13 protein-coding genes, 1 rRNA gene and 1 pseudogene are annotated in these 15,118 nt (G+C 56.0%); 7 read left to right on the top strand and 8 right to left on the bottom strand.

Annotation, left to right across the window (positions count from 1 at the left end; genetic code table 11):
- From APY94_RS11350 to APY94_RS11335, 4 genes are all read right to left on the bottom strand, one after another.
- Positions 1–1,265, bottom strand: a 16S ribosomal RNA gene (locus APY94_RS11350); the annotation flags it as partial.
- A gap of 607 nt (positions 1,266–1,872) precedes the next feature.
- Positions 1,873–2,100: a hypothetical protein gene (locus APY94_RS11345; RefSeq protein WP_157065539.1), complete on the bottom strand. Its 228-nt coding sequence runs from the start codon at positions 2,098–2,100 to the stop codon at positions 1,873–1,875.
- A 59-nt stretch (positions 2,101–2,159) separates the two neighbouring features.
- Positions 2,160–2,999, bottom strand: a complete 840-nt coding sequence (locus APY94_RS11340; protein WP_058939738.1) for a ribose-phosphate diphosphokinase — start codon at positions 2,997–2,999, stop codon at positions 2,160–2,162.
- A 56-nt stretch (positions 3,000–3,055) separates the two neighbouring features.
- Positions 3,056–3,760 (bottom strand): DUF1614 domain-containing protein, encoded by a 705-nt coding sequence (locus APY94_RS11335; protein WP_058939737.1) that lies wholly within the window; start codon positions 3,758–3,760, stop codon positions 3,056–3,058.
- A gap of 198 nt (positions 3,761–3,958) precedes the next feature.
- Here APY94_RS11335 and APY94_RS11330 point away from each other — a divergent pair, with 198 nt between their 5' ends.
- Together APY94_RS11330 and radB are read left to right on the top strand one after the other, a co-directional pair.
- Entirely contained in the window at positions 3,959–4,594 is a 636-nt protein-coding gene (locus tag APY94_RS11330) for an MBL fold metallo-hydrolase (RefSeq protein WP_058939736.1), read from the top strand.
- Positions 4,595–4,605: 11 nt separating this feature from the next.
- Positions 4,606–5,298 carry a DNA repair and recombination protein RadB gene (gene radB / locus APY94_RS11325; RefSeq protein WP_058939735.1) on the top strand — a complete coding sequence of 231 codons (693 nt, stop codon included), beginning with the start codon at positions 4,606–4,608 and terminating at the stop codon, positions 5,296–5,298.
- 47 nt (positions 5,299–5,345) lie between these two features.
- On the opposite strand, the gene APY94_RS11320 is transcribed toward radB, so the two are convergent.
- Complete coding sequence (locus APY94_RS11320; RefSeq protein ID WP_058939734.1) at positions 5,346–8,330, bottom strand: type ISP restriction/modification enzyme; 2,985 nt, start codon at positions 8,328–8,330, stop codon at positions 5,346–5,348.
- 94 nt (positions 8,331–8,424) lie between these two features.
- Here APY94_RS11320 and APY94_RS11315 point away from each other — a divergent pair, with 94 nt between their 5' ends.
- The gene (locus APY94_RS11315; RefSeq protein WP_058939733.1) at positions 8,425–8,649 is read left to right on the top strand and encodes an AbrB/MazE/SpoVT family DNA-binding domain-containing protein; all 225 of its coding nucleotides are present in this window, start codon (positions 8,425–8,427) and stop codon (positions 8,647–8,649) included.
- Complete coding sequence (locus APY94_RS11310) at positions 8,646–9,032, top strand: PIN domain-containing protein (protein WP_058939732.1); 387 nt, start codon at positions 8,646–8,648, stop codon at positions 9,030–9,032. Before APY94_RS11315 ends, APY94_RS11310 begins: the two co-directional genes overlap by 4 nt.
- Here APY94_RS11310 and APY94_RS11305 read toward each other — a convergent pair.
- Together APY94_RS11305 and APY94_RS11300 are read right to left on the bottom strand one after the other, a co-directional pair.
- Positions 9,029–10,444: a DUF402 domain-containing protein gene (locus APY94_RS11305; RefSeq protein WP_058939731.1), complete on the bottom strand. Its 1,416-nt coding sequence runs from the start codon at positions 10,442–10,444 to the stop codon at positions 9,029–9,031. The two genes, APY94_RS11310 and APY94_RS11305, sit on opposite strands and share 4 nt — an antisense overlap.
- Positions 10,410–11,138: a hypothetical protein gene (locus tag APY94_RS11300; RefSeq protein WP_058939730.1), complete on the bottom strand. Its 729-nt coding sequence runs from the start codon at positions 11,136–11,138 to the stop codon at positions 10,410–10,412. The genes APY94_RS11305 and APY94_RS11300 overlap by 35 nt, the downstream gene beginning before the upstream one ends.
- Positions 11,139–11,277: 139 nt before the next feature.
- Between APY94_RS11300 and moaA the strand changes: the two genes are divergently transcribed.
- The 3 genes from moaA to taw22 are packed head-to-tail and all read left to right on the top strand — an operon-like array spanning position 11,278 to position 14,139.
- Positions 11,278–12,201, top strand: a complete 924-nt coding sequence (moaA, locus tag APY94_RS11295; protein ID WP_211259710.1) for a GTP 3',8-cyclase MoaA — start codon at positions 11,278–11,280, stop codon at positions 12,199–12,201.
- 47 nt (positions 12,202–12,248) lie between these two features.
- The gene (locus tag APY94_RS11290) at positions 12,249–13,157 is read left to right on the top strand and encodes a DUF835 domain-containing protein (RefSeq protein ID WP_058939728.1); all 909 of its coding nucleotides are present in this window, start codon (positions 12,249–12,251) and stop codon (positions 13,155–13,157) included.
- Positions 13,123–14,139, top strand: a complete 1,017-nt coding sequence (taw22, locus tag APY94_RS11285) for a tRNA (guanine(37)-N1)/4-demethylwyosine(37)-methyltransferase Taw22 (RefSeq protein ID WP_058939727.1) — start codon at positions 13,123–13,125, stop codon at positions 14,137–14,139. Before APY94_RS11290 ends, taw22 begins: the two co-directional genes overlap by 35 nt.
- A gap of 9 nt (positions 14,140–14,148) precedes the next feature.
- Here taw22 and APY94_RS11280 read toward each other — a convergent pair.
- Positions 14,149–15,118: pseudogene (locus APY94_RS11280) on the bottom strand (replication factor C large subunit); the annotation flags it as partial.

The following is a 15,118-nucleotide window of genomic DNA, read 5'->3' as shown; positions in this document are numbered from 1 at the left end:
AGCCCGCGATCCGAACTGGGAGCGGGTTTAGGGGATTACCTTCCCCTTTCGGGGTCGGATCCCATTGTCCCGCTCATTGTAGCGCGCGTGTAGCCCGGGGGTTTCGGGGCATACTGACCTACCGTCGCCCGCTCCTTCCTCCGGCTTATCGCCGGCGGTCCCCCCAGAGTGCCTCCTCCCCAGCGGGAAGGACTGGCAACTGGGGGCGCGGGTCTCGCTCGTTACCACACTTAAGTGGACGCCTCACGGTACGAGCTGACGGCGGCCATGCACCTCCTCTCGGCGTGTCCGGCAAGACCTTCAGCCTGGCCTTCATCCTGCCGTCGCCCCCGGTGAGGTTCCCGGCGTTGAATCCAATTAAACCGCACGCTCCACCCCTTGTAGTGCTCCCCCGCCAATTCCTTTAAGTTTCAGCCTTGCGGCCGTACTCCCCAGGCGGCGGGCTTAACGGCTTCCCTTCGGCACCGAGCGAGCACGAAGCTCGCCCGACACCTAGCCCGCATCCTTTACAGCCAGGACTACCCGGGTATCTAATCCGGTTCGCTCCCCTGGCCTTCGTCCCTCACCGTCGGACCCGTTCCAGCGGAGCGCCTTCGCCACTGGCGGTCCTCCTGGGATTATAGGATTTCACCCCTACCCCAGGAGTACCCTCCGCCTCTCCCGGTCCCAAGGCCCGCAGTATCCCCAGCAAGCCCCCACGGTTGAGCCGTGGGATTTCGCCAGGGACTTACGGGCCCGGCTACGGACGCTTTAGGCCCAATAATAGCGGCCACCACTCGGGCCGCCGGTATTACCGCGGCGGCTGCCACCGGCCTTGCCCAGCCCTTATTCCCGGAGCTCTTTACACTCCGGAAAAGCCGTGGCGATGCCACGGCACTGGGGGTCCCCCCGTCGCGGTTGCCCGCATTGCGGAGGTTTCGCGCCTGCTGCGCCCCGTAGGGCCTGGACCCGTGTCTCAGTGTCCATCTCCGGGCTCCCACTCTCATGGCCCGTACCGATCTTCGGCTTGGTGGGCCGTTACCCCACCAACTACCTAATCGGCCGCCGGCCCATCCTCGGGCGGGCAAAGCCCCTTTCGGCCTGAGGACCTTCCAGTACCTCAGGCCTATGGGGGATTAGCCCCAGTTTCCCGGGGTTATCCCCCTCCCGAGGGTAGGTTACCGACGTGTTACTGAGCCGTCCGCCGGTGCGCGCAAGGCGCCCCATGACTCGCATGGCTTAGTCGGACCCCCATAGCAGTGGCCTCCGGCAGGATCAACCGGAATTGAGCAAGGAGTACGGCCGGTGGGACTTCCCTCAAGGGGAAGTACCAATATCCGTCCGGGGTTTGGTCGAGGTGTTGGGCCTGCCTTACCCCCAAGGGGTCCGCCTTTCGGCGTTTCCTCGGGAGCGCACATTGCTGTGACCCGAGCTGGAGGGCGGGGTTCATCGTGGGTGCTTTGCACCCTGTCCCCCCGACGCCGCCGTCTTGGCGCTCGGGTTTTGTCGCGCCCTGTTCGGGCGCTCCATCCAATAGGGGTGAACCCCACCGATACAAAATTTTGCAAAACCCTCCCCGGGCAGATTCTTAAAAAAGAAGCTGTCAAAAAGCGCCGATAAAATACACAATTTTAGACATAAAAACGGCAAAAATTTTTGCAGTCAGAGGAGGAAACGGATGAGAAACAGAGAACCCGAGACCACCGAAACAAGGACACTCAGGTTGAGTGCATCATCGTGGCTCAACCCAAGACCCCCTCCAGTTGCCCACCCAACGTAGCCACCGAGGGCGTCCCCCAAGCGGTATCAACCTGTCCACGAAGAGAACGAAATCAAGGGATGCCAGGAGCGTCATGAGGACTAAGCCGATGGTATAGGGGACGATTCTCTTCATCAGCGGCACCACCCACAAGCCCCCGGTATGGTCATGTAGAACACCAAAACAGAGAGGAGGCCGACCAGGAGGGCAAGCTTTCTGGATGAATCCTCGTCCAGCCCAAAGACCATGAGGAGACGCTTCGTAAGTGGGAGGAGAACCATGAGCGACAGAACTATGGTGAGATTATCCGCGAAGGGAATCACCGAACCCAGGCCGCCAATCACGAGGAAGGAAACCACCATGAGAAGTCCGGCTCCAAAAAACGTCAGAAAGGTTAAGAGGGCGGCGAGGGGAGACGCCCTCACAGCTTCAGTATCTCAGGCACAACGCTTATCTTCGAGACCGGGGTGGGTATCGTGTTGGTGACCGCCAGCTCGTCAACGGCTTTGCTTACGCGCTCTATCGCACCCTCCGCGAAGACACCGTGCGTGGCCGCGACGAAGACCTTCTCAGCCCCCATCTCCCTGAGCAGGTTTGCGGCCCTGATCATTGTCCCGCCGGTGCTTATGATGTCATCGACTATGAGAACGTTCTTCCCCTTAACGTCCACATCGACCGGCTCCATCCTGACCTCAGTCGGGGAAACGCGGACCTTGTGGAAGTGGCTGTACTCAAGGCCGAGCCTCTCCGCAACAGCCTTCGCCCTCATCAGCGCACCCTTGTCGGGGGCGAGAACAACGCCCTCACCGAGCTTCTCCCCGAAGTAGTCCGCAATGACCCCCGCGGGGGAGAGGTTGACCGCCTTACCCTGGAAGAACTTGAGGGTCTCGGGGTTGTGGAGGTCGAAGACGTAGAGCTCGTCGTAGTAAACCGCGAGGGTTCTCATCACAGCCCTCACACTCACCGGCTCACCTTCCTTCGTGACCCTGTCCTGTCTCGAGTAGGCAAAGTACGGAACGACCGCCCTGAGCTTCCGGGCCCCCCTCTCGTGCAGGGCATCAGCGAGGAGAATCATCTCGACCAGGTGCTCGTCCTGCGGCCTGAATGTGGACTGAACGACAGTAGCCTCTTCCGAAGAGCCAAGAACCCGGACGTATTTCTCACCGTCGGGGAACCGCTTTATCTCGGCATCGAGAATCCTGCCGCCGAGGGCCTTCATCTCGTCCTCCAGATGCCTGGCACCGCTTCCAATCACGAACATGAGCATCACCCCTATTTGCCACTGGAATGTTCAATACCCCCCTTAAAAACCCACCGTTATACCAGGAGGACGGCAATTATACCCGCGAGGAAGATGCCGTCGAAGGTGCCGGCGCCGCCTATGCTGACCATCGGTGCGCCGAGGTTCTTGATCCTGTTCCAGTTCATCAGGTCGGCACCTATCAGAACACCGAGGGTCCCGCTGATGTAGGCAACGGCATTCGGATTGCTCCCGCCGAGGAGCCAGCCGAGAAACATGGCCATCAAGGGTGGCAGGAAGAGGGGCATGGCTATTCCAAGGCCCCTGACAGGTCTGGCAACGGCATGGCTGAAGAAAGAAGCTATGAGAACCGCCAGGAGGGTGTTGGAGAGAAGGGTCCACCGGCTGAAGTACACCATCCTGAATATCTCATAGACGGCCACGCTTATGGGAACGATGGCCCCTCCCACGTTTATGGCGATGATTATGCGCCTCTCCTCCCAGTCAAAGAACGGAACGGGGTATGCTATTCCAAAGAACCGAACCTCCCTCACCCTCACGACTGGCTCGTAGGACGTTTCCTCCGCGATTGGTATGTTTAGGAAGCTCCCCACGAGCGCGAAGATGAAGAGCGCATAGGCGACGTCCGGGGGAATCCCGAGCTTCTCAAATGCGGCCATAACGACACCGGAGAAGAAGGCGAAGATAATGACGAAAAGAACCCCCATAACCAGGAGCACAGGAAGTGAAACGGGGGGGATTATGAGGCGACGTCTGTTCATCCTGCACCACCGTGATGGACTGCCACCATTCAGAGGCTCGAAATTTCCGCGACCACCAATGAAAGGGCAGAAATGAGGTATATAAAATCTGCGCCGGATTTCCGGGAATCGGAGGATACAGAAGGAACTTCGAAAAAACGGACGACGGGGAAAAACTTTAAGTCTACCTTACCCAAACCAGTTGAGGAGGTAGAGCCGATGAAGATTATCTGGTATGGACACGCGTGCTTTTGGGTCGAGACCAACGGCGTGAGACTCCTCATCGACCCGTATCCCGAGGTGGACGATGACAGGATAGGCGAGGTTGACTACATACTGATAACCCACGAACACGTGGACCACTACGGCAAGGTGGAGCTTCTCTCGCGACTCCGCGACGCTATCGTGATAGGGCCCAAGCCGGTTTACATGACCGCCATCAGCGATGGTGTGACGAAGGTCAGGGAGATTGAGGACGGCCAGACCATCGAGCTCAAGAACGGCGTTAAGGTGACCGCCTTCTACATGGAGCACCCCTCGAGCCAGTACCCCCTGGGCTACCTGATAGAGGGGGACAAGGCCCTCTTCCACACTGGCGACACGTATTCCACACCGGTCCTCCAGAGACTCCGCGGAAGGGTGGACGTTCTCTTGGTGCCGATAAGCGGCCGCTCAACGGCCAACGAGCGCGAAGCGGCCCAGATTGTCGAGGATATGCGCCCACGCCTCGTTATACCCATGCACTACGGCATCTACGGGACGGGAAGCCCCGAGAAGCTCAGGGATGAGCTCCAGAAGAAGCGCATCTGGACCCTCGTCAGGCCCCTTGAACTCTACGAAGAGTTCACCCTTTAGCGGTGAAGCGGATGCTCTCAACGGGGGTCAAATCACTTGACGAGCTTCTGGGTGGGGGCATCGCCCCCGGCGTCCTGACCCAGATTTACGGAGGCTTCGCCACGGGGAAGACAACGCTGGCGGTTCAGGTAGGCCTTCTCAGCCGCGGAAAGATTGCCTACATCGACACGGAGGGCGGCTTCTCTCCGGAGAGGCTGAGCCAGATGGCGACCGCAAGGGGGCTGGATTCGGAGGAGGCCCTTCAGCGCTTCATTCTATTCACCCCCTCGGATTTTAAGGAGCAGCGGCGCTCGGTTGGGGGCCTGAAGAAGATCGTTGATGGGACGTTCTCCCTCGTCGTTGTTGACTCGCTAACCGCCCATTATCGCGTCGAGGAGAACAGGAGGGGTCTGAGCGCAGAGCTGGGCAAGCAGCTCCAGGTGCTCCTCTGGATAGCGAGAAAGAAGGGCATACCCGTAATAATCATCAATCAGGTTCACTTCGACAGCCGGGCGGAGAGGATGAAGCCCGTTGCCGAACACACGCTCAACTACCGGACGAAGGACATTCTCCGGCTGGATAGACTGAACGTTCCCGGCCTTCGGGTCGCCGTTCTGGAGAGACACCGCTTCAGACCGGAGGGGGGCATGGTCCACTTCAGGATAACGGAGAAGGGAATAGAGGACGTCAAAACCAGGCCGGAAAACAAAAAAGAGACCCCCTGAATATTGCCCGTCGAGCATATTACCAAGTTGGTAATATTTGCCGAAAATTAAAACCTTGGCTCTATCGCTTCAAGCTCCTTAACGAGTTCTATCGTCTTCCTCAGGATTTCAACGACTTTGTAGATGTGTTCAAGCTCATCGAGGCTTAGCTTTCTTCCCTTCCTGCCCTTGAGATACTTCTCGATGACGCGGTAGCCGCCTATGGTGTACTCCCAGACCTCCGGTGGGATTCTGCAGAGCTTCGTCGTCTTGTTTATCACCACGCAGTCCCTGCCATCGTACTTGACCTTCTCAACGGTCAGGTCATCTCCGACGAGCTTGGGTTCGATTGGGAAGTCCACCTTCATCAGGTGGAGCTTGACCAGCTCCTCGCCGATATCCCTGTACTTCTTAAAGGTCTCCTTGTCGTAGAGCGGTATCCTCGGGAAGTCGAACTTGAGGAACTCGGCGTACCTCTTCCGGTACTTGGGGTCGTGTAAAACCGCGTAGGCGTAGTATAGGAAGCCCTCAGGAGTTACCTCCCCGTAGCGCTTCTTAAGCTCTTTGAGGAACTCGGACTTGAGGTTGGGCCTTTTAGTCTTGCTGTCGTCGGAGTATAGGTAGAGGGGGAAGACAACCCCCTGATCCCCAACATATGCCGAAGTTATCCCACGTTCGGCAATTGTATCCGTAACAAATACGTGCTTGAACTCTTTCTGATATTGCCTAGAGGCTATGAGCCCAAGATTTTCGTCCCCCAAGAAATGTTCATGAACATGAGGCAACGCCCTCTGAAGGAGAGCAACATCATAATACACGAACCTATAATCAAAAGGTCTATAAAGTACACGAACAACCTTAGACTGTGTAAATCCACTATTACGGGCACGTTGAATTCTTTTTGATGGCTTCCATGCACTTGTGTCCCCCAAATTATATTTACGCTGAATTTCCGGAATCGGAATAGTAGGATCTAAAATTTCCCTTATGACCTGCTCCAAGCTTGATTTATCAAAATGCAACAACGTTTCATCTTTTCCTGTAACAATTCCACTTCCGTAAACCTCAAAAATCTCGTCTAGCTTCGGGAACTTTGAGTACTCTTCTTCAAGGCTCAGATCCTTGGGAACAAAGAAGTAATAAGGCCTCTTTGGCCGGATCTCCTTCCATTCGACAGTTTTCCAGCCTTTGTTTCTCAAAAAATCATACTTCTCTTCCCTCATCGTCTTTTCGGCGTCGTGGACGATTGAGTAATAGTAGACCTTACACTCCTCCGCTTTGTGCTTTCCTTCCCTCAGCTTCACGAAGAACGCTATGGCAACACCTTGCTGGATGTCAAAGACGTTCTCGTCGCTTTCGCCCTTCCTCGCGTTCCCGTGGAGGTTGAGAATGTAGATTTCATCGAAGCTCTCCATGAGACTCTGTCTCATCCTCCTGTGGACGAGGCCGTCAAGGTACGAGTTGTTCGTGATGAAGCCGACTATTCCTTTACCGTTCTGGTCTATCTTCCACTGAGAGAAGCGGATAAACTTAACGTAATCGTCCTGTAGGGCACCTTTCTTTTTCTCCTTCTCAACCCCCAAGCCTTTCATGTAGTCTTTTAGGAGAGTCTGAATGTAAGTCTCATCTTTTCTTGTTTCATAAGGCGGGTTTCCAATTACCACGAATATCTTTGCCTCCTTCTTCACCCTGTCGGCTTCCTCGCTCTCCTTGTCCAAAGCTCTCTCGAATAGACCAGCCTGTCCCCTCTCCCGCATCAAGTCAAGGGCGTTGGTGAGGTAAATCCTGAACCTCTCATCGTCTTTCAGCTTTATGCCCCACTGGTTGAGCACCATCGAGAGCTTGAGATGGGCGACAAGGTATGGAGAGATTAGGATTTCAAAGCCGTAGATGTTGTTCAACAGGCGTTCCTTGAGGTAGAGCTGGAAGAGGGTCCCCTTGATGTTTTTGTGTATCCTGTCGAGGACTCCAGCGAGGAAGGTTCCCGTCCCCGTTGCTGGGTCGAGTATGGTAACGCCCTCATCGTGGAGCCTCTTCCCAAACCTCCCGCGGAGTATCTCGTCCACCGAGTTGATTATGAACTCAACGACAGGAATAGGAGTGTAATAGACCCCCTTCGACTTCCTGAGCTTGGGATTATACTCGGCTAAAAACGTCTCGTAGAAGTGAAGGAACGGGTCGAACTCGCCGTTTCCGAAGTGGAAGCGTCTCTTAAGCTCCTCAACGTCCACGTTGTTGAGTATCGCTATGAGCTCCTCGACAATCCACTCGAGGTAGTCAGGAAGGTCGGAGGCGATGTACTTGAAAATCTCGTGGACGACACGGAGGGACTTTGGAACGCCTCTGAAGGCGACGTTCTCCCGCGTGAGGCGACCATTTATTGTGAACCTAGCCATAAAGAGGCCATAAACAACGGTCTGGGCGTATGCATCTGCAAACTCGCTCTTCTTCATTCCCGCCATGAGGTGCTCCTTAAACGCCTGATAGAGGTACTGGAGCTGCTCATCGCTGTTCATGTTTTCAAGAACCACATCCTTTAGAATCATGGCCCTCTTCGCCAAAATATGGGCAAGACTCTCCGGATCCTTAATCTGGGGGACTGCAAAGCCCAGAAACCTCTGGGCAAGCCGGTTGAACTTCTCAACGTTTGATTCAATCAGGTTAAAGTCCTCATCGAGGAGAGAAACTTCCTCAACCTTCTCGCCCCTCTGGTAGAGAATGAAGTCGCGATAGTTGGTCAAGATGAAATTGTCCAGCCTCGCAGAATAGCGCTTGACCTGACTTTTATCCCTCTTTGGAAGCCTATGGAGGTCAATATTAGGAGCCTTAGTCTCGATGTATCCGATTATCCCGGAATCAGTAAATACCTTGAAATCCGGTGCACCAAAGGTCTCCCTGCCCGGTTCATGAATTATTTTGACGTTGTACTCCTTCGAGAACAGACTCCTGAGAAACTCGTGAAAAGCCGTGCGGTAGGAATACTCGGTAGTCGCGCCCGCCCGATGAACCTTTTTGAGGCCCTTGGAGTAACCCCTCAAAACCCCCGGTTTCATTTTATCACCGAACAGTAGAGAACACAGGGAGATATTAAAGGGTTTCCACCGCAACGTTTTTACACCATCACGTCCTACTATAAACGGTGAGACTATGGGAATCACAAAAGTAACTAGGAACTATCAAATTACTATTCCAAGCGATGTTAGGAAGAAGCTGGGGATTAGGGTGGGGGACGTTCTAGTCATCGAGATCGAAGACGGAAAGGCCGTGATCAAAAAGAGAGACCTTGAGCTTCCCCTACTGCCTGGGGGAAAGGGGCTGAAGGTTGAGGACATCGAGGAGGCCATAAGAAGGGGCCAGGGTGAGAAGGAGTGACGGTAATAGACACCAACGTATTCATATACGCCACCCTAAGGGATTCAGAGTTCAACGCGGAAGCGAGGAAACTGCTGGCTGGACTGGAAAAGTGGATCGTCCCCAGCATGGTCCTTTACGAACTCTACTGGTTTTTCAGGGAGGGGGGTTACAACGGAGAGGAAATAATGAAGGTGGTCTCCTCGATCCTGAACAGTCCAAGAACGAGGGTAATCGGTGATGGCGGGAAGTACACAAAACGCGCGCTGGAGCTAACCAAGAACCCAAAACGCTTTAACGATATGGTAATCCTTGCCACAGCGGAGGACTTTAAAAGGCTGGCCACATACGATAAGAGACTGAAAAAAGAAGCAGAAAAGCTGGGCATCAAAACCCTACCTTAAATCCGCTCGTAAACCTCCTGCACTATCCTAAGCACCGCCTTGTAGAGCTTCTCGCTTATCGTGCCTTCCTCGTAGTGCTCGGTGAGCTTCTCCCTGTCGATTATCTCCTTCTTTCCGTCCGGCCATCTGACGATGTCCACCTCGAGGTCGATGTAGCGGGCCCTGTCCGGGTAGATCTCCACAGGGGTGTTTATGTTGTAGTACTCGCCCTTTAGGTTGCCGTCACGGTCGTAATAGCGGTGTACAAACCACCACTTTCCTTCCTCTATCTCCGTGATGACGTAGTCGCCAAACTCTATCGGCAGGTCGAGACCGTCGTAGAACTTCCCGGGCTTGAGGTGGCGCTTGAAGGTGACCCTGAGCGGGTTCATGGAGACCTCCTGAACTTCACCGGGCCCTATCTTTATCCTCTGGCCATCGGGTTTGTTGTGCTCGAGGCTAAAGAGCCAGCCCCTCCTCGGCCCCTTGTTGGCAACGACTGACTCCCAGAAGCCCTGCCTGACCCTCTCCCGCTGGCCCGGCACCTTGGCTAGTATTCCCTCTGCTATCTCCACCGCGAACCCGAGTTCAAGGTCGTGGGCCTTCAGCTGGTGGTGGCCCTCAACCGTCGGAACCACTTTGTTCCGTATCTCGTCGAGCTTTTTCTTCGCCCCTCCACCGAACTCGACCTCGTAAATACCGCGTCCCTCGATTAGGAGGGATGGAGCCGCGTAGGAATCCGCCCTCGCGAGGGTGTCGGCCAGCTTCGAGAGCGCCACTATCTCATCGCGGAGAATGTTCCAGTCCTTGTAGGCGGCGGCCGTTCTCCACAGGATGCCCCACTCCCCGAGGTCAACACTCAGACCCAGGATGCGGAGCCTCTCGCGCTCGCTTTGGTCCCTTATCTTCCGGGATATTTTGACGTGCCTCTGGGCACCAACGGGCTTCGGAATCAGAACCGCGTAGTCACCGGGAATCGTCAGGGTGACGCTCAGCTGGGGGAGCAGGTTGTGCTTTTTGACCTGGACGAGGAGTTCGTCGCCCTCCCTGGCACGGGGAAGGTCCTTAACCGGTATCGTACCTATGGCGCTCCCAATGTCCACGTAGACGTATCTCTCGTCCCTCTGAACGACTATTCCCTTGTAGATTCCGTACAGCTGGTAGGGAAGCTTCCGGAAGAAGACGTCTATGAATTCGTCCTCGAGAACCTCCCTAACCTCCTCAACCTTCGTCCCGACGAGGATGACCCCATGGTGGTCCTTCTTGTCATAGACGTCAACATCGAACTCGTCGTAGGTCTTCTCGAGGTTGAAGCGCTCGACGATCCTGTTGCTCGGCTGTGAGATTCCGAATCCCCTGTCGAGGAACAGCTTGGTGAGGGCAGTGCTGTATATGCCCCTAACCCGGACTGTAACTCCTGTGTCTGTAGACACCTTCACCACCCCTCATCTTCTTTTCCACCACTCCTATGAGCGTGAGACCCTCGAGTATCTCGCCGGCGTCAGCGACACCGCTCAGCTTCTCAACGTTTCTCGCCTCAACCCAGAGCAGTCCCCGGGAGTGCCAGTCTCTCAAAGCAGCTTCAACCTTGTGAACGTCACCGGGATGAGTATAGAGCCTGAGGAGGAACCTTTTAAGGGTACCGAGTTCGGCCTCGAGCGTCTTGACCTTCCTGAGCTCCTCCATTATACCCGCGGGTACCTTTTTTTCCTTTTCGCCTCCAGCAAGGAGCGCCATTCCTTCGACCTCGGAGGTCAGCTCGCCGAGGGCCTTTCTAACGGCGTAGTCGTAGACCCTGTGAAACTGAACGAGCCTCTCCATCGCGGTCTCCAGCTTCACGCGGGAATCGTAGTCGTCCCTTGAGAGGAGGGACAGAAGCTCCTCGAGCCGGAACTTCATCTGATGCTCGTTCCGGTAGAGCTCCTTAGCCTGCGCCTCCCCGCTCATCTCGCGGTAAAGGCCCGCAGCCACCTCAAGTTTCTCCCGGGATACAGTGTGAAGGGCCTTAACGGTCTCCAGAAGAGCCCCCCTGTCCTTCTCACCGTAGATGGCAGGGAATTTGTTCTCAAAAGCGGAATGAAGCGATTCCAGACGGGAAAGTCGGGACTTAATCTCCTCAACGTTCATGGGAAAACCCCCTGGCCATAACTTGCCCCCTCCCCCTACTTGTAGTTTTCGATGCAGTCCCCTCGGGCGTGTTAAACGAAAGCGCTTACCCAAAATCTTTTTTTAAGCCGAAAGGCTAATCCAAGCGGTGCTTCAGATGGTGCTCTACGACCGCTTCGGCAGACCCGCAACCAACCTCAGGATATCCCTCACTCAGGACTGCAACTTCCGCTGCTTCTTCTGCCACCGCGAGGGACAGCACTTCAACGCGAGCCTTGAGCTGACCCCCTCGGAGATAGAGAGGCTCGTCAGGGTGGCGTCGCGCCTTGGAATAAGAAAGGTCAAACTGACCGGAGGGGAGCCCACCGTCAGGGACGATATACTCGAGATAGTGAGGCGCATAAGGCCATACGTGGTTGACCTCTCCATGACCACAAACGGGAGCAGGCTAAAGGAGCTGGCGAAGCCGCTCGCCGAAGCGGGCCTCAACCGCGTCAACGTATCCCTCCACAGTCTAAAGCCCGACGTTTACCGCAGAATCACCGGTGTCGATATGCTCGACACGGTCCTCGAAGGCATAGGGGAGGCGGTGAAGTACCTCAGCCCGGTGAAGCTCAACATGACAGTTATGAGGAGACTGAACGACGGCGAGATATGGGACATGGTGGAGTTCGCCGCGAAGACCGGGACGATACTCCAGCTCATCGAGCTCGAGGCCCCGAGGGAGATGACGGAGACCAGGTTCTTCAGGAAGTACTTCTACCCGCTCAAGCCCGTGGAGGAGCGGCTGGAGGAAATGGCCGTGGAGACCCGCGAGAGGAGGATGCACAGAAGGAAGAAGTACTTCATTCACACCGACCACGGCGTCGCAGAGGTTGAGGTGGTCCGGGCGATGCACAACACGGTATTCTGCGCCAACTGCACGAGGCTCCGCGTCACGTCGGACGGGAAGTTCAAGACGTGCCTGCTGAGGAAGGACGACCTCATCGACTTCGCGACGGCCCTCAGGAACGGCGCAAGCGACGGAGAGCTCGTGGAGATATTCCACCGGGTCGTCCTCATGAGGGAGCCGTACTGGAAATGAAGGAAAAGTTTTTTGGGAAGTTGGCATCTATATGATTAGGTGAAAGCGTGGGGCATGGGAATGAAATCCAATATCTCTCCGCTGCAATCCTGATCGGCATAGGCGCATACGGCGTCATACGTTCCCTGGAGGAGTATAAAAGACACGGAGAACCCGTAAAAACCCTGGCTAGGACACTGTTGGTATCCTTTTTCCTGTTCGGTATCGCCGGAGGCCTCGGAGTACTGGTGACTACAGCCGTTTCCCTCAAGTTCTGGATGCTCCAGGCGGTCAGCATAACGCTCGGATACATAATCCTGGCAAGCTCAACATTGAATCTGCTGGGCAAACTGGAGAGATACTGGCGGGCACCGTCCGTCCGGAGGGAGAAATCCAGGGGTAGAAAACCACCCTTACCCCCAGCCGCGATGCTCACATCAACCGAGGATGCAAAGGTTCTGCTGAAAACCATCTTCGGGTATTTCAATGTTCCCATCCTTGCCATAGGCAGAGAACACCCAGAATCATGGGCCAAGAAGATGGGGGTGGAGCCCGCGGAATACATCTGGCTCACCCGCGTGGAGCATCCCCAGTCCGTGAGTCCCAGTGCACTTCACATCCTGAACAGCAAGATAACCACGTTCCTCAAGAATAACCCCAACGGGATAGTTTACATCGAGGGAATCGAGTACATAAGCTTCTATGTGGACTTTAAATCCATAGCGAAGTTCATCCTCGCGGTTAGGGACGCGGCCATAATTCACGGGGGACACCTGATACTGCTCGTCACCCCCGAAACGCTGGAACCCCAGCAGTACGCAATATTCAAAAAGGAACTCGAAACCATCGATGTTCAGAGAATCATCAACAACTTAGTGGGCGTTGCATTGTTTGGAACACTGGCCCCCGGAAGCGCGCCCAAATCCCCGGAGCGGAATGACGATGCCGGCACTCAGAGTCCCCAAGAGGAAAGCTGAACCCGTGAAGAAACGGCTAAAGAAGCTGGGCCTCTACGACGGGAAGAGGCGTCCGAAACGGGAGGGGGAATTCGTTCTCCTCCCCGTCATCGAAGACCCCCTTCTTCACTCACTCGGCTACGAAGTCTTGCCCTCCGAACTTCCCCTCCGGCCCGAGCGGCAGCTTTACAAGAACCTCGAGAGCGTCCTCGCCGGGAGGCTGAGCGAGGATGAGCTGAAGCACCTCAGGCGCTACGACATCGTTGGGGATATAGCGGTAATCCAGATACCAAGGGAGCTTTCCCACAGGGTGGACGATATCGTATGGGGCCTCAGAAAGGTCCACCCCTTCATCAGGGTCGCGGCCCAGAAAGGCTTCCACGAGGGGGCGTTCAGAATAAGGGAATACTCGATAATCTGGGGGGAGAGGAGACTCGAGACGGTCCACAAGGAGAACGGGGTGGAGATAAAGGTCGACCTGAGCAGGGCATTCTTCAACCCGCGGATGAAGGGCGAGCGCTACCGCCTGGCCCAGCTCGTTCAGGACGGCGAGAGGATTCTGATTCCCTTCGCCGGCGTTCTGCCCTATGCGCTCGTCATAGCGCGCTATAAACGGGCCAAGATCACCGCGGTGGAGCTGAACAGGGAAGCCTACGAACTCGGCCTCGAGAACATCGAGCTGAACCGGGAAAGGCTGAAGGGCGAGATAGAGTTCATCCACGGCGACGTTTTCGACGTTCTCCCCGAACTTCCGACCCACGACAGGGTGATAAGCCCCACGCCGAGGGGCGTTGATGCCCTGGCTCTAACGCTGGGCAGGGCAGAGAAATGGCTCCACTACTACGACTTCGTCCATGAGGCCGATGTCGGGGCGTTCAGGACCAGGATAATGGACGCGTGCGCCATGCTGGGAAGGGAGTGCGAGGTCCGCGTAAAGAAGGTGAGCGACTTCAAGCCGCACGTTTTCAAGGTGTGCGCGGATGTGGGGATAAAGGAGAAATAATGAAGATCCTCACTTCTTCCCCAAAAAGTCGAACAGCGTCGCCTGCTTGCCCTTCTTCTTGGGCTTGTCCACCTTTCCGGACTCCTTCGGCTCTTCCACGCTCTCCATCTCTTCCTCGGCCTTCTCAAGCTCTTCCTCGCTTATCTCCCCCGGGGCTTCCACAGCCTCCTCCTTCGGCCCGGTCTCCCCGGGCTCCTTCTCGACCGCGGCCTCCACGTGCCCCTCCAGTTCACCGCGCTCCTTGAGCTTCTTGTGGATGTTGAGGCTCTTGGCCCAGATCGTCCTCGCCCTCTCCCTGTCGCCGGCGATGAACTCCACCTCTTTCTCCGTCAGCTCGAGGAAGACGACGAAGTGCGCCGCAACGTCCGCGCTGTTCTCAAATATTGCCCTGAGGTAGTTGAGGGTCTCCAGCGCCTCCAGCTTCGCCATGTGCATCTCGCTCATTATCTTCTTGACGACCGAATCGCGGAGGCCCCTCTCCGCCTTGCTCTCCGTGAGGAGCTTTATCGTCTTCGGGGGATAAATCCGCACGAAGCCCTTCTTTTTGACACCTGCAACGGCAACCCCCGCGGTCATCATGTCGGTGGCGTACTTCCAGAGGCCGTAGTTTCCGGTTCTCTGCGCCCTGCCGAGGTATATGTCAGCCCTGCTGAGCGCCTCATAGGCCCTCGCTATGTCCTCGGGCTTATAGTAGACGTAGGGGAGGTTCTCGTCTATCCACTGAAGGAGTTCGTGGGGGAACATGTCAACACCAAGCGTTGCCATCCTGGCTTTCTTCGCGTTGTCCGTGGCAAAAATCTGCGCCAGTGCCTGGAAAACGCTCTTCTCGGTGTCGCGGTAGGCCAGAACCTGGGCCGCGTCCTCGACCCCGCCCGTGACGACGGTCTGCAGATCGTTCACCGCGGGCACGGAGGTCGCCGCCCGCGTGCTTGGGCTATGTCGTAGAGCAGTTCCTTTGGAACCCTCTTGCCCTCGTGGT

This window comes from Thermococcus celericrescens (assembly GCF_001484195.1).
Lineage (GTDB): Archaea > Methanobacteriota_B > Thermococci > Thermococcales > Thermococcaceae > Thermococcus > Thermococcus celericrescens.
Note: the sequence above shows the minus strand (reverse complement) of the source record. Positions and strands in the feature narration are given on the sequence as shown.